This window comes from Pseudomonas sp. HOU2 (genome assembly GCF_040729435.1).
In the GTDB taxonomy this organism is placed as follows: Bacteria; Pseudomonadota; Gammaproteobacteria; order Pseudomonadales; family Pseudomonadaceae; genus Aquipseudomonas.
The window spans coordinates 2,249,512-2,271,524 of sequence record NZ_CP160398.1; the positions used below are offsets into that span (position 1 = coordinate 2,249,512).

The 22,013-nt window shown below is 61.0% G+C and carries 19 protein-coding genes; 9 read left to right on the top strand and 10 right to left on the bottom strand.

Annotation, left to right across the window (positions count from 1 at the left end; genetic code table 11):
- Window positions 1-164: 164 nt before the first annotated feature.
- The gene (locus ABV589_RS10070) at window positions 165-1,481 is read right to left on the bottom strand and encodes a PAS domain-containing methyl-accepting chemotaxis protein (protein ID WP_329697567.1); all 1,317 of its coding nucleotides are present in this window, start codon (window positions 1,479-1,481) and stop codon (window positions 165-167) included.
- A 239-nt stretch (window positions 1,482-1,720) separates the two neighbouring features.
- On the opposite strand from ABV589_RS10070, the gene ABV589_RS10075 reads away from it, so the two are divergent.
- Window positions 1,721-3,091: a gluconate:H+ symporter gene (locus ABV589_RS10075; RefSeq protein ID WP_367085724.1), complete on the top strand. Its 1,371-nt coding sequence runs from the start codon at window positions 1,721-1,723 to the stop codon at window positions 3,089-3,091.
- A gap of 6 nt (window positions 3,092-3,097) precedes the next feature.
- On the opposite strand, the gene ABV589_RS10080 is transcribed toward ABV589_RS10075, so the two are convergent.
- Window positions 3,098-4,411 carry an MFS transporter gene (locus tag ABV589_RS10080; protein ID WP_367085725.1) on the bottom strand — a complete coding sequence of 438 codons (1,314 nt, stop codon included), beginning with the start codon at window positions 4,409-4,411 and terminating at the stop codon, window positions 3,098-3,100.
- 340 nt (window positions 4,412-4,751) lie between these two features.
- Here ABV589_RS10080 and ABV589_RS10085 point away from each other — a divergent pair, with 340 nt between their 5' ends.
- Window positions 4,752-6,170, top strand: coding sequence for a TIGR00366 family protein (locus ABV589_RS10085; RefSeq protein ID WP_047599146.1), 1,419 nt, complete (start codon window positions 4,752-4,754; stop codon window positions 6,168-6,170).
- 36 nt (window positions 6,171-6,206) lie between these two features.
- On the opposite strand, the gene ABV589_RS10090 is transcribed toward ABV589_RS10085, so the two are convergent.
- Together ABV589_RS10090 and ABV589_RS10095 are read right to left on the bottom strand one after the other, a co-directional pair.
- Window positions 6,207-6,551: a DUF86 domain-containing protein gene (locus ABV589_RS10090; protein ID WP_282413221.1), complete on the bottom strand. Its 345-nt coding sequence runs from the start codon at window positions 6,549-6,551 to the stop codon at window positions 6,207-6,209.
- On the bottom strand, window positions 6,548-6,838 hold the full coding sequence (locus tag ABV589_RS10095) for a nucleotidyltransferase family protein (protein WP_103368563.1): 291 nt from the start codon (window positions 6,836-6,838) through the stop codon (window positions 6,548-6,550). The genes ABV589_RS10090 and ABV589_RS10095 overlap by 4 nt, the downstream gene beginning before the upstream one ends.
- Window positions 6,839-6,984: 146 nt before the next feature.
- Here ABV589_RS10095 and acpA point away from each other — a divergent pair, with 146 nt between their 5' ends.
- The 3 genes from acpA (at window position 6,985) to ABV589_RS10110 (ending at window position 10,680) form a co-directional block, all read left to right on the top strand.
- Entirely contained in the window at window positions 6,985-8,685 is a 1,701-nt protein-coding gene (gene acpA, locus ABV589_RS10100) for an acid phosphatase (protein WP_367085726.1), read from the top strand.
- A gap of 120 nt (window positions 8,686-8,805) precedes the next feature.
- Complete coding sequence (locus ABV589_RS10105; protein WP_367085727.1) at window positions 8,806-9,987, top strand: hypothetical protein; 1,182 nt, start codon at window positions 8,806-8,808, stop codon at window positions 9,985-9,987.
- 177 nt (window positions 9,988-10,164) lie between these two features.
- Window positions 10,165-10,680: an SET domain-containing protein-lysine N-methyltransferase gene (locus ABV589_RS10110; protein ID WP_367085728.1), complete on the top strand. Its 516-nt coding sequence runs from the start codon at window positions 10,165-10,167 to the stop codon at window positions 10,678-10,680.
- A 6-nt stretch (window positions 10,681-10,686) separates the two neighbouring features.
- Here ABV589_RS10110 and can read toward each other — a convergent pair whose 3' ends face one another.
- Window positions 10,687-11,331 carry a carbonate dehydratase gene (gene can / locus ABV589_RS10115; protein ID WP_003228196.1) on the bottom strand — a complete coding sequence of 215 codons (645 nt, stop codon included), beginning with the start codon at window positions 11,329-11,331 and terminating at the stop codon, window positions 10,687-10,689.
- 140 nt (window positions 11,332-11,471) lie between these two features.
- Between can and ABV589_RS10120 the strand changes: the two genes are divergently transcribed.
- Window positions 11,472-11,876, top strand: a complete 405-nt coding sequence (locus ABV589_RS10120) for a serine kinase/phosphatase (protein WP_367085729.1) — start codon at window positions 11,472-11,474, stop codon at window positions 11,874-11,876.
- A gap of 112 nt (window positions 11,877-11,988) precedes the next feature.
- Here ABV589_RS10120 and rimI read toward each other — a convergent pair whose 3' ends face one another.
- Window positions 11,989-12,441 (bottom strand): ribosomal protein S18-alanine N-acetyltransferase, encoded by a 453-nt coding sequence (gene rimI / locus ABV589_RS10125; RefSeq protein WP_007961522.1) that lies wholly within the window; start codon window positions 12,439-12,441, stop codon window positions 11,989-11,991.
- Entirely contained in the window at window positions 12,434-13,180 is a 747-nt protein-coding gene (locus ABV589_RS10130) for an energy transducer TonB (RefSeq protein WP_367086187.1), read from the bottom strand. Before ABV589_RS10130 ends, rimI begins: the two co-directional genes overlap by 8 nt.
- Before the next feature lie 235 nt (window positions 13,181-13,415).
- On the opposite strand from ABV589_RS10130, the gene mksB reads away from it, so the two are divergent.
- Genes mksB through mksF form a run of 3 tightly spaced genes read left to right on the top strand, consistent with a single transcriptional unit; the run spans window position 13,416 to window position 18,227 of the window.
- Window positions 13,416-14,699, top strand: a complete 1,284-nt coding sequence (gene mksB / locus ABV589_RS10135) for an Mks condensin complex protein MksB (protein WP_367085730.1) — start codon at window positions 13,416-13,418, stop codon at window positions 14,697-14,699.
- Window positions 14,689-15,390, top strand: coding sequence for an Mks condensin complex protein MksE (gene mksE, locus ABV589_RS10140; protein WP_016773189.1), 702 nt, complete (start codon window positions 14,689-14,691; stop codon window positions 15,388-15,390). The genes mksB and mksE overlap by 11 nt, the downstream gene beginning before the upstream one ends.
- Window positions 15,387-18,227 (top strand): Mks condensin complex protein MksF, encoded by a 2,841-nt coding sequence (gene mksF, locus ABV589_RS10145; RefSeq protein ID WP_003228206.1) that lies wholly within the window; start codon window positions 15,387-15,389, stop codon window positions 18,225-18,227. Before mksE ends, mksF begins: the two co-directional genes overlap by 4 nt.
- A 216-nt stretch (window positions 18,228-18,443) precedes the next feature.
- On the opposite strand, the gene ABV589_RS10150 is transcribed toward mksF, so the two are convergent.
- Genes ABV589_RS10150 through ABV589_RS10160 form a run of 3 tightly spaced genes read right to left on the bottom strand, consistent with a single transcriptional unit; the run spans window position 18,444 to window position 22,009 of the window.
- On the bottom strand, window positions 18,444-20,747 hold the full coding sequence (locus ABV589_RS10150; RefSeq protein WP_367085731.1) for an MlaD family protein: 2,304 nt from the start codon (window positions 20,745-20,747) through the stop codon (window positions 18,444-18,446).
- A complete protein-coding gene (locus ABV589_RS10155; RefSeq protein WP_103368571.1) occupies window positions 20,740-21,363 on the bottom strand; it encodes a paraquat-inducible protein A in 624 nt (207 codons plus the stop codon). The genes ABV589_RS10150 and ABV589_RS10155 overlap by 8 nt, the downstream gene beginning before the upstream one ends.
- Window positions 21,350-22,009: a paraquat-inducible protein A gene (locus ABV589_RS10160; RefSeq protein WP_367085732.1), complete on the bottom strand. Its 660-nt coding sequence runs from the start codon at window positions 22,007-22,009 to the stop codon at window positions 21,350-21,352. The genes ABV589_RS10155 and ABV589_RS10160 overlap by 14 nt, the downstream gene beginning before the upstream one ends.
- Window positions 22,010-22,013 lie beyond the last annotated feature (4 nt).

The window sequence follows — 22,013 nt, forward strand, 5'->3', positions numbered from 1 at the left end:
TCCGGGGAAAAAGGAACAGATTGTAGCGCCAGACCACAGAAAGAAGGCGGATGAAAAACCTGTGGGAGCGAGCTTGCTCGCGAAGGCGATAGGTCAGTTACATCAATGTTGAATGACACACCGCATTCGCGAGCAAGCTCGCTCCCACATGGGATCAATGGAGGTTAGTTGGAGAGTTGATTGGCAAACTGCCCGACCGCATCCACCACTTTCTGCGCGCCGTCCTGGATCTCGACGATCACCGTGCCCGCCTCCGCCGCCAGCGCCAGGCCCTGCTCGGCCTGCAGCTTGCCATCGGTCATCAGGGCCACGGCGTTGCGCGCCATCTCCTGGTTCTGCCGCACCACGGTGACGATCTCTTCGGTCGCCTGGCTGGTGCGCGAGGCCAGTTGCCGCACTTCGTCGGCCACCACCGCAAAGCCCCGGCCCTGCTCGCCAGCGCGGGCAGCTTCGATGGCGGCGTTGAGCGCCAGCAGGTTGGTTTGTTCGGCAATGCCGCTGATGGTTTTGACGATGGTGCCGATCACCTGCGACTGCTCGTTCAGCGCCTCAATGCCTTCACCGGCCGCCTGCATGTGGCGCGACAGATCACGCATCACATTCACCGCCTCGGTGACCACCGTGGTGCCGCGTTGCGCGGTGCTGTCGGTTTGCTGCGAAGTGCTGTAGGCAATGCTGGCCGCGTCGGCAACCGCTTGTTCGCGGTTGACCTGATCGGTGATCACCGTGGCGAATTTCACCACTTTGTACAGTTTGTTGTTGGCATCGACCACCGGGTTGTAGGACGCCTCCAGCCACACCGTACGACCATGGCTGTCGACCCGTTTGAAGCGGTCGGCGACAAACTCGCCATTGTTCAGACGACGCCAGAAGTTCTGGTACTCGGCGCTGTTGTACTCCTCCGGTGTGCAGAACATCCGGTGATGTTTGCCCTTGATCTGCGCCAGGCTGTAACCCATGCCCTGCAGAAAGCGCTCATTGGCATTGAGCACGTTGCCATTGAGGTCGAACTCGATCACCGCCGTCGAACGCACCAGCGCGCCGATCAGGTTTTCGTGTTCACGCGAGGCTTCAATGGTGCGGGTCAGGTCGCTGGAGAAGATCGAAAAATGCTTGATCCGCCCGTCCGAAGCGCGCACCGGTTGCACGATGGAGCGCAGCCACGCTTCTTCGCCGTTACCGCGCAGCAGGCGCACGGCGCCAGCGAAATGCTCGCCACGGGTCAGGGCAGCCTTGAAACGGTGATGAAAGTCATCGGCCTTCACGTGCGCCGGAACGATGTCTTCAAGCGCGCGACCGACCAGATCCTGGCTCTTGTAGAGCATCTCGGCCAGGAAGTTCTGATTGACCGACTGAATCCGGCCATCGGGTTCCAGGGTCAGCACCAGCATCTCGCTTTCCAGGCTCTCCTTCACTTGCAGCAGGCTGGAAAGTTCTTCACGAAGAGTGGCCAGCTCTTGCTTGAGGCGTTTGTTGAACATGGGGAAGTACCGATAGGCAGGGTAGAAAGCGGGATGCAGCTTAACCATCGGCCTTGGAAAACTTTTCTGAAGAGCGATTGAGACTGGTCAGTCAAAAATAATCTCAATAGGCCATTGGTCTAAACCGTCACCCCGCAACGCGGTTACAAAAGCCGCCGCTCTGGTCCGGCCACTTCAGGTATTCTCAGGGAAAATTGCAACAACATGTTGCAGGTATCCGCCCGATAAGGAGTGCCCTTTTGGATTTATCGACCGCTGCCTGGATGGTGCATGACACCCGCCTGATTCTCTGCTGTCTGGTGGCGATTGCCACCATCATCGTGCTGATCAGCGCGACTAAACTCCCGCCCTTTCTATCGATTCTGATCGGCACCTTCATTGCTGGTATCGGCGCCGGTTTGCCGCCGGAAGATGTCGCCAAGGCCTTCAGCAAAGGCGCCGGGGCGATTCTCGGTGAAGCCGGGATCATCATCGCCTTGGGCTCGATGCTCGGCGCGCTGATGGCCGAGTCCGGCGCGGCCGACCGTATCGCCTCGACCCTGCTGGGTCTGGGCAAAGGCAAGTCCTTGCCGTGGGTCATGGCGCTGGTGGCGATGGTGATCGGCTTGCCGCTGTTCTTCGAAGTGGGGCTGGTGATGATGGTGCCGATCATCTTCGTCATGGCCCGTCGTTCGGGGCAGCCATTGTTGAAAATCGCCATTCCGGCGCTGGCCGGGATGACCACCCTGCATGCCTTGATGCCGCCGCATCCCGGGCCGCTGATCGCGGTCAGTGCGTTGCATGCCGATCTTGGGCTGACCATGTTGCTGGGCTTCAGCATTGCGCTTCCGGCGGTGATTCTGGCGGGGCCGGTCTACGGCAACTGGCTGTCGAAACGCATGCACGTCGATGAGCCGGCAGAGCTCGGCGCACTGTTCAGCGCCCCGCCGAAAGCGCCGCGCCAGCCGAGTTTCGGCCTGTCGTTGCTGATCATTCTGTTGCCAGTGCTGCTGATGCTCGGCAGCACCCTGGCGAAAGTCGCGATGAGCCCGGAAAGCAGCGTCGCCCTGACCCTGAGGTTCCTCGGCGAACCGCTGGTGGCGCTGGGCATCGCGGTGATGGCGGCGGTGATCTGCCTCGGCTGGGCCAACGGCATGCCACGTGAGCAAGTCGGCGGTACGCTGCGCAAAAGCCTGGCGCCGATTGCCGTGTTGTTGCTGACCATCGGTGCTGGCGGCGGCTTGAAGCAGACCTTGCTGGACGCCGGTGTCAGCCAGACCATCAGCAAAGTCGCCGAAGGTGCGCACATGCCGTATCTGCTGCTGGCCTGGCTGATTGCCGTGGCACTGCGTCAGGCCACCGGCTCGGCGACAGTCGCGACCACGACGACGGCGGGGATTCTGGCGCCGATGATGGCGGGGCTCGCCGCGACGCAAAGTTCGTTGGTGGCGCTGGCGATTGGCGCCGGCTCAGTGTTCTTCTGCCACGTAAACGACGCCGGTTTCTGGATGGTTCGCGAGTACTTTGGCTTGCAGCTCAAACAGACGATCTGGGTCTGGTCGATCCTGCAAACTATTGTCTCGGTGGTGGGACTGGTCGGGACGTTGCTCTGGTGGCACTGGCTGACCTGACGGCGGTCAGGAACAGGGCGCCACGGATTGGCGCCCGACACCGGGCATGCGCACACCGAAGTACGCCGCACTGACGATGCCGACCGCACCCATCACCGCACAGAACATCACGCAGATCCACGGGCTCCACGGCATCAGACCGATCAGCAACAGCGGTGTGATGCTGGCCCATGCGGCGTAGGCAATGTTGTAGGTGAAGGAGATGCCGGACACGCGAATCCGCGCCGGAAACAGGCCGACCATCACCGACGGCACCGCGCCGACCACTCCGCACGCCAGACCAGCGATGGCATACGCCAGCCCCACCCAGTCGCCGCCCATGATCAGACAGCTATAAAGCACACCAATGCCCAAGGGCAGCAGCAGGCTATACAGCATGACCGTGCGCCAGGCACCGAGGCGATCGACCAACAGACCTGCAATCACACAGCCAATGTTGAGGAAGACAATGCCCAACGCACTCAGGGCGAAGGTGTGGCTGGCGGTCATGCCGAAGGTTTTCTGCATCATGGTCGGGGTGATGACCACGAACACCACCACCGCCGACGTCAGCACACAGGTCAGCAGCATCGCCGGCAACATCGCCAGACGATGTTCGCGCAGCACCGTGCGCAGCGGCAGTTCGACCCGTGCTTCACGCTGGGCTTCCATGGCCATGAACACCGGGGTTTCGCTCAACCAGCGGCGCAGGTAGACACCGATCACGCCGAACACTCCGCCAAGCAGGAACGGATAACGCCAGGCGTAGTCGAGAATTTCCGCCGGGGTGAACACTTGTGCGAGGAACGTGGCGGTCAGCGCGCCGATCAGGTAACCAAAGGTCAGCCCGGCCTGCAGGAAGCCCAATGCATAACCGCGATGTCCGGCAGGCGCGTGCTCGGCGACGAACACCCAGGCGCTCGGTACCTCGCCACCGACCGCCGCGCCTTGCAGGATGCGTAGCGCCAGCAACAGCAGTGGCGCGAAATAACCGATCTGGGCATAAGTCGGCATGATCCCGATCAGCAGGCACGGCAGCGCCATCATCAGGATGCTCAGGCTGAAGACTTTCTTGCGCCCAAGTCTGTCGGCGAAATGCGCCATCAGGATCCCGCCCAGCGGGCGCGCCAGATAACCGGTGACAAAGATCCCGAAGCTTTGCAGCAGACGCAGCCATTCGGGCATTTCCGGCGGGAAGAACAATTGGCTGAGGGTCAGGGCGAAGAACACGAAAATGATGAAATCGTAGATCTCCAGCGCCCCGCCGAGGGCCGCAAGGCCGAGGGTCTTGTAGTCGGAACGGCTGAACGGCGCCGGTCGGGCTGTGGATTGGGCAGTCATGGCAAAGAACTCTGGCAGGCAAAAAACCAAGGCGCTCATGGTCTACGCAAATGCGCTGATGGACAACCCGTTAGACCATAGTCATGGTTTGGCAAAACCTGCTCACAAAATGGCTTGGCTTGATTTACTGTTGAGGCTTGTCTGGCGGGACACACCTGAATCAGGTTCTGCCTCTGTGGCGAGGGAGCTTGCTCCCGCTGGGTCGCAAAGCGGCCCCCTCTGAACCGTAAAAGAAGGGGACTGCTGCGCAGTCCAGCGGGAGCAAGCTCCCTCGCCACAGGGTTGTCGGGTTTGAATGTCCCAAGGACCACAATAACCATAAAAATCCGAGGTACTCCCTGTGGCCGTTGATATCGAAGATAGCCGCTCCGCGCGCTTTGCCTTGCGCTGTTCAAGCTTTGCCGAACGCTGGTTCCCCGACTCCTGGGTGTTCGCCGCACTGGCGGTGATCATTGTCGCGCTGGCCACACTGGCCATGGGCGCCAAACCCACCGATGCCGCGATGGCGTTCGGCGACGGGTTCTGGAGCCTGATCCCGTTCACCATGCAGATGGCCTTCGTGGTGATTGGCGGGTATGTGGTCGCCAGTTCACCGCCGGCGGTCAAACTGATCGACAAACTGGCGCGCATCCCGAAAAACGGCCGTTCCGCCGTGGCCTGGGTCGCGCTGATCTCGATGGTCGCCTCGCTGTTGAACTGGGGCCTGTCGCTGGTGTTCGGCGGTTTGCTGGTGCGCGCCCTCGCCCGCCGCACCGATCTGAAAATGGACTACCGCGCGGCCGGTGCGGCGGCGTATCTGGGCCTCGGCGCGGTGTGGGCGCTGGGGCTGTCATCGTCGGCGGCGCAATTGCAGGCCAATCCGGCCAGCCTGCCGCCGGCGATTCTGTCGATCACCGGGGTGATTCCGTTCACGCAGACCATCTTCCTCTGGCAGTCCGGCGCGATGCTGCTGGCGCTGATCGTGATTTCGATCATCGTCGCCTATGCCACTGCGCCCGGCCCGAACTCTGCGCGCGACGCCAAGGATTGCGGCATCGACCCGGCGTTCAATCTGCCACCGCTGCAACCGCGCACCCGCCCCGGCGAATGGCTGGAACACAGTCCGCTGCTGATCATCTTGCTGGTGCTGCTGGCCGCCGGCTGGCTGTTCCACGAGTTCTCGAGCAAACCGGCGATCACCGCGATTTCCGGGCTCAACACCTATAACTTCCTGTTCATCATGCTCGGCGCCCTGCTGCACTGGCGCCCGCGCAGCTTCCTCGATGCGGTGGCCCGCGCGGTGCCAACCACCACGGGCGTGCTGATCCAGTTCCCGCTGTACGGCTCGATTGCCGCGCTGCTGACCACGGTCAAAGGTGCCGATGCGCAGACGCTGGCCCATCACATCTCGACCTTCTTCGTCAGCATCGCCTCGCACGACACTTATGCGCTGTTGATGGGCGTGTACTCGGCGATTCTCGGTTTCTTCATCCCGTCCGGCGGCGGCAAGTGGATCATCGAAGCGCCGTACGTGATGCAAGTGGCCAACGATCTGCAATACCACCTCGGCTGGGCGGTGCAGATCTACAACGCCGCCGAAGCGCTGCCGAACCTGATCAACCCGTTCTACATGCTGCCGCTGCTGGGCGTGCTCGGCTTGAAGGCGCGGGACCTGATCGGCTTCTCGTTCGTGCAGTTGCTGGTGCACACGCCGCTGGTGCTGTTTCTGCTGTGGGTGCTGGGGACGACATTGGCGTATACGCCGCCGGTGATGCCGTAGATTGACGAGATTGCACCTGCCTTAGGGCAGGTGCAATCAATGTTGCTCGGAGGGCAGGAATCTCAACAGTTCAGGCAAAGCAACTTGAACCGTTTCCCAGACGACATCCAGATTGATGTCGAAGTAGCCATGAGCGATCCGGTTACGCATCCCGCGCATGCTGCGCCAGGGAGTTTGAGTGTTCTGAGCTGCGAATTCCGGAAACCGATCCATTATTTTGGTCGCCGCCTCGCCAATGATAACCAGGCTCATGATGACCGCTTGTTGCGTCCGTTTGTCGTCGACGAACTCTTCCTTGCTCAGACCTTCGACGAAGACCAGCGCATCGCTCGCAGCTTGACGCATATGCTCAAGGTAATCGCCGAGCCGGTTCTCGATCATACGGGACGGGCCTGTTCAAGAACCTGCTGACGAAATTTCAGCGGAAGGTCTCCCGGCGTCAGCAGGTCGACGGTAACTCCAAGCAAATCTTCAAGCTCGACCTGAAGCCCGCCGAGATCAAACAAGGTGGCACCGGGCAATGGATCGACCAACAGATCAAGGTCACTGCCTTCCATATCAGTACCCAGCACCGTCGAGCCAAACACACGCGGATTGGCCACACGGAATCTGCCGACAACCTCTCGGACGGCAGCTCGTTGCAGATCAAGTGCAATGGAAGGCTTCATGGTTCACTCAGGCCGGTTTCAATATTGCAGCAGTCTAGCAGTGCCGAAGGATCGTAGACACCGCTCCATTTTGTCACCCAACCGTCACATTCCCTTGTTAGCGTCCGCCGAAACATACTGAAACATTTAAGCAAAACGGGCGCGACATGAACGACGAGACGAACGACAAAGAACCCACCTCGCCAGAATCCGACACCCCCACCGACACCAGCCGCCGCCGCTTCCTCGGCGGTGTTGCGGTCCTCGGTGTGGGCGCCACGCTGGCCGGCTGTGGCAGCGCCGTCGATCAACCGGGCAAACCGGCCGAGCGCCCGCTGACGCCAGCCGAGCTGGACAAGGCCCTGCGCGAGCAGGTGAAAAACGTGGTGGTGATTTACGCCGAGAACCGCAGCTTCAATAACCTGTTCGGTGATTTTCCCGGTGTCGAGAAGCCGCTGTCGGCCCTCAAGCCTGCCGATTACCAGCAACGTGACCGCGATGGCAGTGTGTTGCAGACGCTGCCGCCAGTCTGGGGCGGCGTGTTGCAGGTCGGCCCGCAAACCCTCGATGGCGTGACCTACCCCGCCGCCACGCAGTTTCAGGAAAACCTGCCCAACGCTCCGTTCGCCCTTAAAGGCCCGAATGGCGAAGACCTGCCGTTCGGTCTGGTCACCCGCGATTTGTGGCACGTGTTCTATCAGAACCAGATGCAGATCAATGGCGGCAAGAACGACGGCTTCGTCGCCTGGGCCGACTCCGGTGGGTTGACCATGGGCCACTACGCGCAGAGTCGTTATTCGTTGCGGCTGTGGGACGTGGCGCAGGAGTTCGTGCTGTGCGACAACTTCTTCCAGGGTGCCTTCGGCGGCTCGTTCCTCAATCACCAGTACCTGATCAGCGCCACCGCGCCGTTCTATCCGGACGCGGCCAATTCGGTAGCCAAAGCGCAGATCGCCACGCTGCAAAGCGCTGACCCCGCCGATCCACGTCTCAAGCCACTGGAGGCATCGCCGGCCAGCGCCATGACCGGCCCGCCGCAGTTCGGCCCGAGTGCGCTGACCCCGGACGGTTTCGGTGTCAACACTCTCGCCCCGCCGTACTGGCCGACGTGGATTCGCGACCCGGAACGTCCGGCCTATTCCAAGCCGGATCTGCCCAACGTAATGGTGCCGCAGACCCACGAACACATCGGCGACAAACTGTCGAAGAAGAACGTCGACTGGGCCTGGTACGCCGGCGCCTGGCAGGCAACGCTGGATCAGTACAAGGATTCCGGCGGGATTCCGAAGATCCCCAACTTCCAGTATCACCACCAGCCGTTCAACTACTTCAAGCAGCAAGGCCCGGAAAACCCGCAAGAGCGCAACAAACGCCTGCGTGACGCCGGTTTGGGTGACGAGTCGAGTACCAACAAATTCTTCGCCGATGCCGAGGCGGGCAAGCTGCCGGCGGTGAGTTTCTACAAACCCCAGGGCAACCTGAACATGCACGCCGGCTATGCCGACGTCGCCTCCGGTGACCGGCACATCGTCCGCGCCTTGAAAGTGCTGCGTGAAAGTCCGCAGTGGAAAAACATGGTGGTGGTCGTCACCGTCGATGAAAACGGCGGCTGGTGGGACCACGTGGCGCCGCCCAAAGGCGATCGCTGGGGCCCGGGTTCACGGGTGCCGGCGCTGGTGGTGTCGCCGTTCGCCCGCAAAGGCACGGTGGATCACACGGTCTACGACACGGCGTCGATCCTGCGCCTGATCACCCGGGTGTTCCAGCTCGAAACCCTCGATGGCCTCAAGCAGCGCGATGAGGCGATGAGCGCCCGGGGCCAGAAACCGATGGGCGATCTGACCAACGCCCTGCAGTTTCAGGCCTGAAAACCCGGTTCTGCGGGCTGACGCAAAAATCCGTGAATGACGGCTTCTCTGTGCAACACGGCTGATCCAATATGAAGCGCCCCGAAATCCCGGGGAACCCACGCTGAAAAGGATCTGAGCATGTTCAAACTCGCAGGACTGACCTCCGCAGCCTTCACCCTCGCCGCGCTCACCCTGAGCGCGGCGGCCCACGCCGATGTCGATCTGAAGCTGGGCAGCACCGAACGCGTCACCCGCCTCTTCGCCTACCCCAACAACTGCAACGTGATCTGCTATCGCAACTGGTCGCTGGAGCAGACCGTCGCCCATTACCTGAGCCAGAGCGTGCAGCGCGATGGCTACACCGATGCCAAGGTGCTGGTGAAGAACGATAACGGGCAGATTTACGCCGAGATCAGCGGCGTACCGAAGGGCTACGACAAGCCGCTGTCGGCGCTGCTCGATGCCGGCGATCTGGCTTACACCGGCGCCAGCAAGCTCAACGCCGATGGCAAGTGGGCGTACAGCTGGTATCTGTTCCTGCCGCTGGGCATGGCGCTGGAAAACCGCAAGAGCGTCGAGCTGCTGCACTTCCCGCCGGATTACTCGCTGACTCAGGCGCAGGATTATCTGCGCTCCAACACCACCGATCGCTGGGCTGCGCTGCTGACCGATAACGGGATTCCGGCCGACCAGACGCCGGCCTATCAGACCATCATCGACATCGCGCCAATCGCGGCCCCGTCCAATGCCGGCAGTGATCTGGAAGGGGTCTACGACTACTTCAAGGATTACCAGACCACGCTGGTCAAGCAGTTCAGCCAGACCAGCGCCGGTAGCACCCTGCCGATGGTCGCGTTCGGTGCGCCGGTGCGTAACTGGATCAAGCAGCAATACGGCCCGACCGTGGCGGTATTGGGTCTGGCGACTATCAGCCCGAGTGCAGGGGTGAACGTGCCGGTGCTGGGATCGAACCACCCGAGCTACATCTGGTACGCCGCCGATCCGGCGAGCTACGACGGCGATGAAGCGAAAGCCGATGCCGCCGGTTTGAAGGTCATGGGTCAGGACTTGAGCGCCGCTTGCTGGCAGGCCGGAATGGGCAGCAAACCCGGTACCGATGCGAAAACCCTGCTCGACAGCTGCAAGCAGTCTTGGCAAGTGACGCAGAAGGTCAAAACCTGTGAGCTGTTCTACACCTCGATCCGCAACCTGAGCCCGGCGGATGCTGCCGCCAAGTGCTCGACCACGCCGATCAAGACGCAGCTGCAACAGCTTCAGGGCGAATTGCCGGACACCGCCGTTCCCGCACCACACCTCTGATCCGCTGAAAAAGCTTCCCGTGTCAGTCAATGCTGACGCGGGAAGCAGCGGATTACGCCTGTCAGATCTGACAGTAGACGGTATGAGAGATACACCGGAATATTGGATCCAAACATGTTGCAGCGCTGACAGGACGTCAGACCGGGGAAGTCGCAGCATTTGCCGACAGGGATCGTTATGAACAACCAGGCACATCAACACCCCATCCCCCGCGACACACCGGGTATCTACCCATTTGCCGGGTTGCCGGTACGGTTGGGTTTCCCCTCGACTGAGGATTTCCAAATCGTTCAGAACAGCCATGGTCGCGCGGCAGTGGTGGCGCGCCGGGCATTCTTGCGCATCACCCGGATGTGTCGGGTGTCCGGGCAACTGCTGCCCTATCGCTGTCGCCAGACCCGCCAGCTACTGGCCGGCATCCATATCTACGACCCGCGCTTTTGCGGGTTGCTCGAACATGCCTGCGATCCGAATGTATTTCTGGACATGAGTGAACTATGGCTGTGGGCGCTGCGCGACATTCAGCCGGGTGAACGCCTGACCATCGACTTCGCCGCCACCGAGGACCGTTTGTTGCAGCAATTCGCCTGCACCTGTGGCTCGCCGCGCTGTCGGGGGTGGATCACCGGTTACGACGAGCCACCCAGTATCGAGGGCCAGCACTTTTTGCAGCACTGGCGGCACGCGCACTGATCGGGATTACAACGCTCCGACCGGACGCAGGCGGTATTGCGGCGGCAGTTGCTCGAAACCGCTGATGGTGGTGTTCAGGCTTTTCCAGCGACCGTCCTTGATGCCGTAGATGCAGCCATGAATCGACAGGCTCTGCCCGCGATGCCAGGCGTTCTGGATGATGCTGGTGTGGGCAACGTTGGCAACTTGCTGGACGACGTTGAGCTCGCACAGCCGGTCGACCTGCTCTTCCTCGGTGGGCAGCTTGGCCAGTTCTTCTCGTTTTTCGTAATACAGGTCGCGGATCGAACGCAGCCAGCCATCGATCAGACCGAACTGGCGATCCTGCATCGAGGCGCGCACACCGCCGCAACCGTAGTGGCCGGTGACAAGGATGTGTTTGACCTTGAGCACATCGACTGCGTACTGGATCACCGACAGGCAATTGAGGTCAGTGTGCAGCACCACGTTGGCGACGTTGCGGTGTACGAACAGATCGCCCGGCAGCATGCCGACGATCTCGTTGGCCGGCACCCGTGCGTCGGAGCAGCCGATCCACAGATATTCCGGGGTCTGCTGGCGCGCCAGCTTGGCGAAGAAATCCGGGTCTTCCTTGGTGATCGCGTCAGCCCAACGCTCGTTGTTATCAATCAGGTCTTGTAAGTCGTGCATGGTTAAGGCCTCAAGAAAGATGCGCAGGTATGACAGACGACCGCCCGTCGGGGTCACGCGAGAATCGCCGGTGTTTTTCTTTGGAATTCTCGGGTGCCCGGTGAGTCCACTCAGTAAGGCCCACAGTATGAGGATTTGCCATGACTGATTCACGACGTCCGTACGATGCGGTGCAACCGGAACCCATCGATGACAACGAAGACCGCATGGGCTCGGTGCACGAGCTGGATTTCGATGAAGACGAACCCAGCGCCAAGATTGGCGACGAGATTCCGGAACGTGAACGCGAGCAACTGATGCCCAACGAAAGAGTGCGCGAGGCCGGGTTTACCGGTGCATCGACGGCGGATCATGAGCCGACCGACGACGATACGAGCCCGGAAACACTGATTCATGAAGATGGCGCGCGCGATGCCGAAGAGGCTGGCGAAGGCAATCAGGCGGATTGGGATCTGAGCATTGTCGATGAAGACGACATCGGCGGCGGCAATGGTCTGGATGAGGCGGAGCTGGCGCGGCGTGATCCGCTGGATGGCAACCGCTGATCACCTTATGTGACGCGACTCACTGTAGGAGCTGCCGAAGGCTGCGATCTTTTGATCTTGCTTCTAAAAACAACATCAAAAGATCGCAGCCTGCGGCAGCTCCTACAGGTGTTCAGTCGACCAACGTGCAGGCCATGACCACGGCATCTTCACGCCCGCCCACCGCCGGATAATAATCCCGCCGCCGGCCAATCTCATTGAATCCATAGCGCTCATACAGCTTGAACGCCGCCGTATTGCTGTCACGCACTTCCAGAAAACACTCACGCGCCTCAGCCGCATACGCTCGCGACATCAGATGCTCGAGCAACGTCAGCCCCAGCCCACGCCCCTGATTTTCCGGCTTGACCGTGATATTCAGCAGGTGCGCCTCATCCAGAATGATCTGTACCACGCCATGGCCGACCTGCTGCTGGCCTTCGAACATCAGCCAGATCTGATACTTGCCCAGCCCGTCGAGAAAAATCCCGCGGGTCCAAGGATGGCTGTACGCGGCGTATTCGATCTTCAATACCGCGTCCAGATCCGCCTCGGTCATCGGGCGGAACGATACAGCTTCACTCATTCGATGGTTTCCAGCGCGCCATCAGCCGACGCATGGCTTGCCACACAGCGGCTTTGCGCTGCGGCTCTTCCATTAACAATTCCAGACCGGGGATGGCCCAGGCCAGGCCCAGGCCTTCGATCTGCAACTCACAATTGAACGCTGCAGCATCCGCCTCACCGGCAAAGCGCACCGCCGGCAGGCCGATCAGCCACAGGCAGGCGCAAGGCGCCGCTTCCATTTGCACCGAAAGGAAGCCTTGAACGAAGTCGCGCGCCGCCTCCGGGCCTTGATCCATGGTGCCGCGGTTCAGCCACGGCCAGCGCACCGGCTCGCCGACGATTTGTGGCGCATCCGGCAGACCGGCGGCGCGCAGCATGTCCTTAAGCAGCAGATAGGCCGGATCGCGGCTCTGGAACGCTTCGCCTGTGGGTAACTCCACCAGCAGCAGGCAAGCCCCGGCGCGCAACAATTGCAGGGCGAAACGCGGTGGCGGCACCGGTGCAGGTTTGACGACGACCGGCGCCTCCTCGACCTCTGCCACCGGTTTGGCACCGGTGCGGGTGCTGGCGAGCGACGGGCGTGGCACTTCGATCTTCGGCCGTTCGACCGGGCGCGGTGCACTCTGCACCGGGGCTTCGGCCTGAACAACCGGCATCACCGCCACCTCTGGCTCAGGCTCGGGCATGTCCAGCAGCTCGGGCCGCGACGGGGCGGCGAAAGGCAATTCGGTGCGCGGCAGCCAGTTGACCACCTGCATGGCGTTCAAATAGGCGCGGCGGCGGGACTCGATAAGCAAAGGGTTCGGCCACTTGTGGATAACTGAAAGTGGGCTGATTCTACCGCCCTTCGTTCAAGATCGCTTGCTGTTGATCGATAGCCTTTACCTGGGCTCGCTCCCTGAGAAAATGCGACAGCCCGTCCCGAGAGTGAATCGCATCCCTCTCGATGCAGTACAATCGCGGCTTTTAATCGCCAACCAGCCGGCCATTCCGATGATCGAACCCAAGCGCGTCTTGCGCGCCCTCGCTGAACACTGGGCACTTCTGGAGCCACTGTGCGAGCACTTCGACCAGGGCACCCTGAGCCTCAACGAACTGCGCACGCAACTGGCCACCCAACAACTGGACAGCACGCCGCAGGACATCACCAGCCTGCTCGACGTGTGGATTCGCCTGGACATTCTGGTGCCCGTGGCGAAAAGCCCGAACCGTTTCGAGCTCAACGCGCAGATCCACGACTTCCTCGCCTACCTGCGCCGTGAGCACCGTCTGGGCCTGTGCCTGGAAATCGAAGCCTATCTGCGCCACCTCGAACGGCTGGCCGGCTACATTCAGGACGCGTTCGACGTGCGCGACGGCAACGACCTCGCCCGTCAGCTGCGTTTGCTCGACATGCGCGTGCGCGATGTACTGAAGAAACTCGACAACGACGAACAGGCGCTGGTGGCCGTGGCCGAACGGGCCAAGACCAGCGACCGGCAGATTCCGCTGCGTCAGCGTTACGCCGAAGTGCTGGCGACGTGGGACGAATACGTCGAGCCGATGATCGACCTGGTGAACGCCGACGGCGCCTTCGAACAAGGCGTGCGCAAGGTCGAAACCGTGCTGCTGAAGATGCTCAGCGAACAGCAACGCCTCGGCCATCTGGTCGATGACGACATGCTGCTGCGCACCCACGCGCGCATCCTCGAGATGCAGACCAGCGCCCAGCTGACCCTGCGCCACGCCCGCGAACTGCTGCTGCCGCTGCGTGAAGAGGCGCGCCGGCACAACGCCGTGACCCGTGGCGCCGCACTCGCACTGGCGGCGATTCGCCGCAAAGGCATCGATGCCGTGCCGCAAGCGGCGATGCCACTGTTCACCCGGCCGCAAAGCACCTTCCTCGGCAGCGCCAGTCAGGTCGAGGCCTACGTCTACGCCCTGGCGCGTTTCGAGCCGAAACCGGCGCGATTCCCCAAGGCGCACAAGACCCAGAAATCCGGCGATGCGCCGCGTGCACCGCGCACCGTGCGCGAAATGGTCGAGCGTTGCGAAGAGTCCCTGCCGATGCCGGATCTGATGACCTGGTTGCTGGAGCAGGAACCGGACGGCGCCACCGACGAATTGCTGTACTGGTTCTCGCGTCTGTCGCGGGAAAAACGCTTCACCCGCGAGCGTCTGGAACGCCGCGAATACCACACTCACGAGCACCAGGTCAGCCTGCGCTCCTTCGCCCTGCTCTCGGCCCGCGACCCTGCCGCCGCCGAGGATTCTGCGAGCATCCCCAATGCATCTTGATCTATCCGAACTGTCCCAACTGGCGCCGATCTTCCGTGAGCTGTTCAAGGGCTACCACGTCAGCCGCCGCGACCCGGAGCTGTACGCGCAACTGTCGAACTTCCAGGATCAATACCGCACGCTGTTCAAGGCGCTGGGGTTCGAGCTGGTCTGCGACACCCGGGGTTTCTACTACTTCGTGCCGGACATGGCCGCTGCGGCGGTGAACAAGACCGCCCAGCGTCTGGCACTGTTCACCTTCATCCTCGTCGAGCACCTGGCCGATCAGGGCCGCGACCCGATTGCCGTGCTCGACGGCGGCAGCCTCGGCCGCGAAGAATTGCCGTCGCTGCTGGACAAATACCGCGACCTGTTCATCCAGGCCGAAGTGCAGACCGTTGAAGAGCTCGAAGAAAAAATCATGCGTCGCATGACTCAGCTTGGTTTCGCCGGCGAAGAAAACGGCGTGTACCGCTTCCTGCCGCCGATGCACCGTTTCCTCGACGTGTGCCTGTCGGTGCAACAGGACCGCGATCTGGCGGCCAGCGTGCACAGCGTGCTGCCGCTGCCGGCACCGGTGCTGATCGACGAAGAAGCCGAAGCGAAATTCCTCGAGACCGACGATCCGCTTGATCTGTCCGAATTCGAAGAAGAAAGCGAAGAAGACGCACTGGCCCGCGCCATTGCCGAAGAACAGGAGTCCGACGCATGAGCCAGGAACGCTACGGCATCCGCCGCTTTGCTCTTTTGAACACCGCCGGTTACAGCCTCGGCCTGTTCCCGCTGGAAGAACCGCTGTCGGTTTACGGCGCGAATAACCTCGGTAAGTCGGCGTCGATCAACGCCTTGCAGTTCCCGATTCTGGCGCGCATGTCGGACATGAGTTTCGGCAAGTACAGCCTGGAACAATCGCGGCGTTTCTACTTCGCCTCCGACACCAGTTACATCCTCGTCGAAGTCAATCTGCCCCACGGTCCGCACGTGATCGGTGTGGTCGGTCGCGGCCCGGGTGGTGGTTTCGGTCACCAGTTCTTCGCTTATGCCGGCAAGCTGGATCTGGCGCATTACCAGAAGAACGACACCTGCCTGCGGCAGAAAGAGCTGTTCAGCAACCTTGAGAAAGAAGGCCTGAAAGCCTACGAACTCAAACCTGATGAATTGCGTCGTCTGCTGGTGGGCGGGCACACCTCTATCCCGCTGGACCTGACGCTGATCCCGCTGCGCTCCACCAGCGAGCAGAGCCTGAAAACCTTCCGCGCGCTGTTCATCAACCTGCTGCACATGCGTGAAATCACTGCGGCCAAGTTGAAGCAACTGTTCCTCGATGCCTTCGAGCACAGCCTGCGTTCCGGCAGCGTCGATTACATCGCCGCGTGCGAAGAAGCCTTCCGCGACGTGCGCCGCATGGAGCAGGACTACAACTCGCTGGTCGCCGCCGGCCCGCTGGTCGAAGCCTTGGCCAACGGCGTGAAACAGCGCGATGTGCTGCGCGGCAAGCTGCATCGCCTGTCGCCGCTGCTCGACTCGTTGCTCGGCACCTGGTCGGACTACGCCACGGCGCGCAAGGAAGAGCTGACCATTCAGGCCGAACACTACCGTCGCGAGCAGGACGATCTGCAAAACGATCAGCGCGGTGGCACGCAGGAACTGATGCGTCTGGAGCGGGAAATTTCCGGTATCCAACGCTGGCTCGGTGAGTTGTCGGTGCTGAAGAACCGCTTCGCCCTGGTCGATGACGTGAAAGTGCTGGAGCAACAGTTGCTCGCGGCCAAGGATGCCCACGACGAACTGGCCGGTGCGCTGGCACAGTCCCGACAGTTCAGCGCCGAGGATCTGGAAGAGCGTCTGCGCGATCTGGAAAAACGCCTGAAGTCGGTGAAGCAGCAACTCGATCACGCCGACAACAACAGCTATGCGCGCCTGCGTGAGGAGTTCTCACAGCAGGACGTCGAGCGCCTGATGCGCCTGTTCAACAGCGCGCTGTTCAGTCTGCCGCTGGGCGAACATGGCATCACCCTCGACGAGGATGGCGAGTGGGTCAAATCAGTCGAGCTGATCCTCGATGGCTTCAAGGGCGAGCGTTTCGAAGTGCCGGGGCTGTCGATCGACATCTCGCACATCGAGCCGCCAGCTCTGCAAGCGCTGGCCGACCGCGCCGCGCTGCGTGACCAGAAAGAGCGTCTGGAAAAAGAACTCAAGCAACTGAAAACCCAGCAAGCCGTGGCTGCCGACCGCGCCGCGAGCAAGACCCAGACCGAAGCGCTGTATCAGCAAGTGCTGGATGCGCAGAAAGCCCTGGAAGATTTCCGCCGTACCCAGACGCTGAGCGCCGAAGAAGGCGACAAGCTCGAGCAACTGGCGCAGATGGAAGCCGCGCAGGACGAACTCAAGCGCTCCAGCGATGCGTTCACCGAGCGCGTCCAGCAGCTGTCAGCCAAGCTGCAACTGGTCGGTCGGCAGATCGCCGACATGGAAGCCAAGCAGCGCACCCTCGACGACGCCTTGCGTCGCCGTCAACTGCTGCCGGCGGACCTGCCGTTCGGCACGCCGTTCATGGATCCAGTCGACGACTCGATGGACAACCTGCTGCCGCTGCTCAACGACTATCAGGACAGCTGGCAAGGCTTGCTGCGCGCTGACGGGCAGATCGAAGCGCTGTACGCGCAAGTACGCCTCAAAGGCGTGGCCAAGTTCGACAGCGAAGACGACATGGAGCGCCGTCTGTCGCTGCTGATCAACGCTTACGCGCACCGTACCGACGAAGCCCTGACATTGGGCAAGGCACGGCGTGCGGCGGTCACCGACATCGCCCGGACCCTGCGCAACATTCGCAGCGACTACGACAGCCTCGAACACCAACTGGCGCTGTTCAACCGCGAGATCAACAAGCGTCAGGTGTCCAACCTGCAGAGCTTCCGCATCGTCCTGGCGCCGAACAAGGAAGCGCTCAAGCACATCGACCAGATCATCCACAGCGCCGGTCAGTACGAAGAAGGCGAAACCCTGTCGGTGTTCGATCTGAGCCAGAGCGCCGAACAGGACAACAAGAACGAAGAGGCCAAGGAATATCTGGCACGGTTGGTGGCAGCGAACCACAACCAACTAGGCCTCAAGGACTTGTTCGAACTGGCGTTCGAGATCACCAAGGTCAACGGTCAGCCGGTGATTCACACCGACATCGACGGCGCGGCCTCCAACGGCACCACTATGACCATCAAGGCGCTGACCAACATGTACTTGTTGCTGCACTTGATGGATCGCGACCTCGCCGGTCGCGTGCGCTTGCCGTACTACCTCGATGAGGCGGCGGACATCGACGAGAAGAACCAGGCCGCGCTGCTGGAAACCAGCCTGCAACTGGGCTTCGTGCCGATTCTGGCGAGCGTGAAGCCGCAAGTCTGCGCCAGTGTCGCCATCGACCTAGAGGGCGGCAGCGGTCCGGCGGGGATCTACATCGACGAGGCGGACTGGAAGTACATCCGCCGCCATGATGTGGTGAAGGCCACCGTCAATGTGCAAGCCGATGAGCCGGAGCTGGATGAGGTTTGACCGGCGTTAGCTGAAGGCAAAAAAAGGGCCGCGATCTGTTGGGATCGCGGCCCTTTTTTATGGCTTTGGGTTTGTGCTGACTTAGAGGACCTCATCGCTGGCAAGCCAGCTCCCACAGGTTTTTGCGCTAAACACAAATTCTGTATACGACATAAAACCCTGTGGGAGCTGGCTTGCCAGCGAAGGCGTCCTCCCAGACGCCACATCAATTCCGGATTACTTACCGAGCGAAATCTTCGGCGCCCAGGTCAGCCACTCATCCTCGAACTTGTCGAACAGCGGGAACGTCTGCTCAGGTCGTGCCGGGTTGCCCATGCGCTCACCGTCCGGCGTGGCGAAGGCGATGCCACCCTGAATCGCCGTCTCCAGCGACTCCGTGCGCACCGTCAGACCATTGAACAAGCCGATGTCGAAACCGACACCGCTGGTGTTCCAGAATCGGCTGCCGCTGCGCACCAGCGGCGCGTACTTCGGCTCGATCAGAATGTGCACCAAGACGCGATCTGCGGTCTGACCCAGCTCATAGCCCGTGACTTTGCCCACAGTGATTTCTCGGTAGGTCACGGGTACGCCCGGTTTCAGTGAGCCACGGCGCGCAGCGCTCAACACCAGACTCAAACCGGCTTCCTGTTTGGCGACTTCCGGCGGACTGGCCAGCGCAACGAAGTTCTTCTGCGGGCCGAGGTTTTTTGCCGCCGGCTGCACTTCCACATACTGCCCGGTAACCAGGGTTTCCAGGTTCTGCGTCTTGATCAGTCCCAACTCTGGCTTGACCACCCAGAACTGACTGCCGACCCGCGCAATGCGCTCCGGCACTTCGGTGATCCGCGCGGTAATCATCACGGCTTGCAGATCGTCGGTCAGATCGACGTCTTCAATCTTGCCGACATCCAGGCCTTTGAAACGAATCGGCGTGCCCGGACGCAAACCATCGGCGCGGTCGACCTTGATCGTGACTAAAGTGCCTTTCTGGTTGGCCTCGTCATGGTTGGCGAACAGCCGGAAGCGTGGAATACGCTTCTGCAGCGGCGCTTTGGCTTGCGGTGTTTCGAAGGCAATGCCGCCGGCCATCAACGTCTGCAACGACTCGCTCTTGACCTGAATCCCGCCCGTCAGACCACCGGTGAGGGTGATGCCGCTGACGTTCCAGAAGCGTGTCGACGCGTTGACCAGGTTTTCGTATTCCTTCTCGATATGCACGCCAATGACGATTTGTTTTTTGGTCTTGGAGAACTGATAGCTCTGAACCGAACCGACCTTGACCTGCTTGTACAGAATCGGACTGCCGACTTCGATCGAACCGAGAACATCGGTGAACAGCACCAGGTGCAGACCCGGCGAACGCAGATCCAGCGGCGGCGCTTTTGGCCGCGCCTCGAACTCGCGTTTCGGCGCGGCACCTTTGTCGCCCGGACGCACGGCGATGTAGTTACCTTTGACCAACGCTTCGAGCCCGGTGATACCGGCCAGGGAAATCGACGGTTTGACCACCCAGAACTGCGTGCCTTCGACCAGATAGTCTTCCGCCAGAGGATCCAGCGTCAGCTCGGCCGTGGCGCTATTCAGATCCGGATCGATTTTCAACGCTTTCATGTTGCCGACCTGAATGCCCTTGTACATCACCGGCGTACGGCCGGCCTGCAGGCCTTCGAAGTCACTGAGTTTGACCTTGACCCGGATGCCGGCAGCGGCGGCGTCGAAGTCCTCATACAGGCGGAACGGCAGGCTTGGATCAGTGGGTGGACTGTCCTTGCGATTCTCCGGTGTGGCGAAGGCGATACCGCCGGCGACGATGCTCGCCAGAGACTCGCTGCGTACCTTTACCCCGGACAGGTTGGCGTCGATGCTGATGCCGCTGGCATTCCAGAAACGTGTGTGTTTGCGCACCAGTTTGGCGTAGGTCGGCTCGATGAACACTTTGAGCTCAACGGTGCTCTGGTCTTCAGACAGCACGTAGCTTTTGATCTGACCGACCTTGATCTGCTTGTAGAACACCGGACTGCCGCGGTTCAGCGAACCGAGACGATCGGCCTTGATGGTCAGGTGCAGGCCGGGCTTGGAGTCCGACAGCGGCGGCTCTTCGGCGAGTGCCTTGAACTTGCGGGTCGGCTCGCCTTCACCGGGACTGATGGCCACGTAATTACCTGAAACCAGGGTTTCCAGACCGGTAATGCCGGCCAGGGTCACGCTCGGTTTCACCAGCCAGAAACGCGTGCTGGTCTTGAGGTATTGCTCGACGTCCTTGTTCATTTCGACGGTGGCAATTACCCCTTTGGAGTTGCCCTCGTCATCCAGTTTGAGCGTCTTCACCTTACCCACCGGCATGCCCTTGTAGACCACTTCGGTCTTGTTGGCCTGGATGCCTTCACCGCTTTCGAAACGCACCTGAATCTCGATGCCGGTTTCGTTATAGGCACGCCAGCCGAGCCAGCCGCCGATGATCAGGGCAATCAGAGGCAGTACCCAAATGGCAGACCAGTTGGAGGCCGGTCGGGTTTTCGCTACAGGCAAATCAGTCATGGTCGTCGTCCGACTCCGTGTTATCCCAAATCAGTCGGGGATCGAAAGTTACTGCGGCAAGCATCGTCAGAATCACCACACTGGCGAAGGCGATGGCGCCAAGGTTGGCTTCGACACTGGCAAGCCGGCCGAAGTTGACGACCGCCACCAGAATGGCGATCACAAAGATATCGAGCATCGACCAGCGACCGATGAACTCGATGAAGCGGTACATCCAGATCCGCTGCCGTGCAGACAATGGCTGGCGTCGCTGCACCGAAAACAGCAACAACGCGATGCCTACAAGCTTGAAGGTCGGCACCAGAATACTGGCGATGAACACCACGGCGGCAATCGGGATCATGCCGTGCTGCACCAACTGGATCACGCCGGACATGATGGTGCTAGGGTCGCCCTGACCCAGCGAGCTGACCGTCATGATCGGCAACACATTGGCCGGAATATAGATGATCGCAGCAGTGATCAGCAGGGCCCAGGTTCGGACCAGGCTGTTGGGCCGGCGAGCGTGAACCAGCGCGCCGCAGCGCGTGCAGGTCTGCTCGTCGGTGTCCGCATCCTGTCTGTTCAATTCATGGCATTCGGTACAGATCAGAATGCCCGCATCAATCGCCCGCATGGGCATCCTCTCCTGATAATGCCTGCCAGATCTGGTGCGGTGACATCACCACTTCCAGCCAGACCTGGACCAACAACAAACCGATGAAACACGCCAGACCGAGGCCGACGGTGATGGCCGCCATGTCCGCCAGTTTGACGATCGCCACGAGGACGCCCATGAGGTAGACCTCGAGCATGCCCCAGTCTTTGAGGTGGTGATAAATGCGGTAGAGCAGCAAGCCGTAACTGCGGCCGATGTTGAAACGGATCGTCAGCAAAACGAATAACTGGCACAGCAACTTCAGCAACGGAATGGCCATACTGCACAGGAATACGACGATCGAAACGCCCTGCATGTCCGTATTGAACAAGCCGAGCACGCCGCTCCAGACCGTATCCTGCGAAGATTGTCCGAGGATATTGAGTTGCATGATGGGTAAAAAGTTTGCCGGGATATACAGCAATAATGCTGCGATCACCAAGGCAAGGCTGCGCTGCACCACATTATGGCGATGGGCGTACAACTCGTAACCGCAGCGCGGGCAGAGCGCTTTCTCGCCATAGGCAAGCTCGGGCTTGCGCATCAGCAAGTCGCACTCATGACAGGCCACCAAGTCTTCCAGCGGTAAATCTGACAGCCCTTGGGCGTCAACCGGATCTGACATAAAG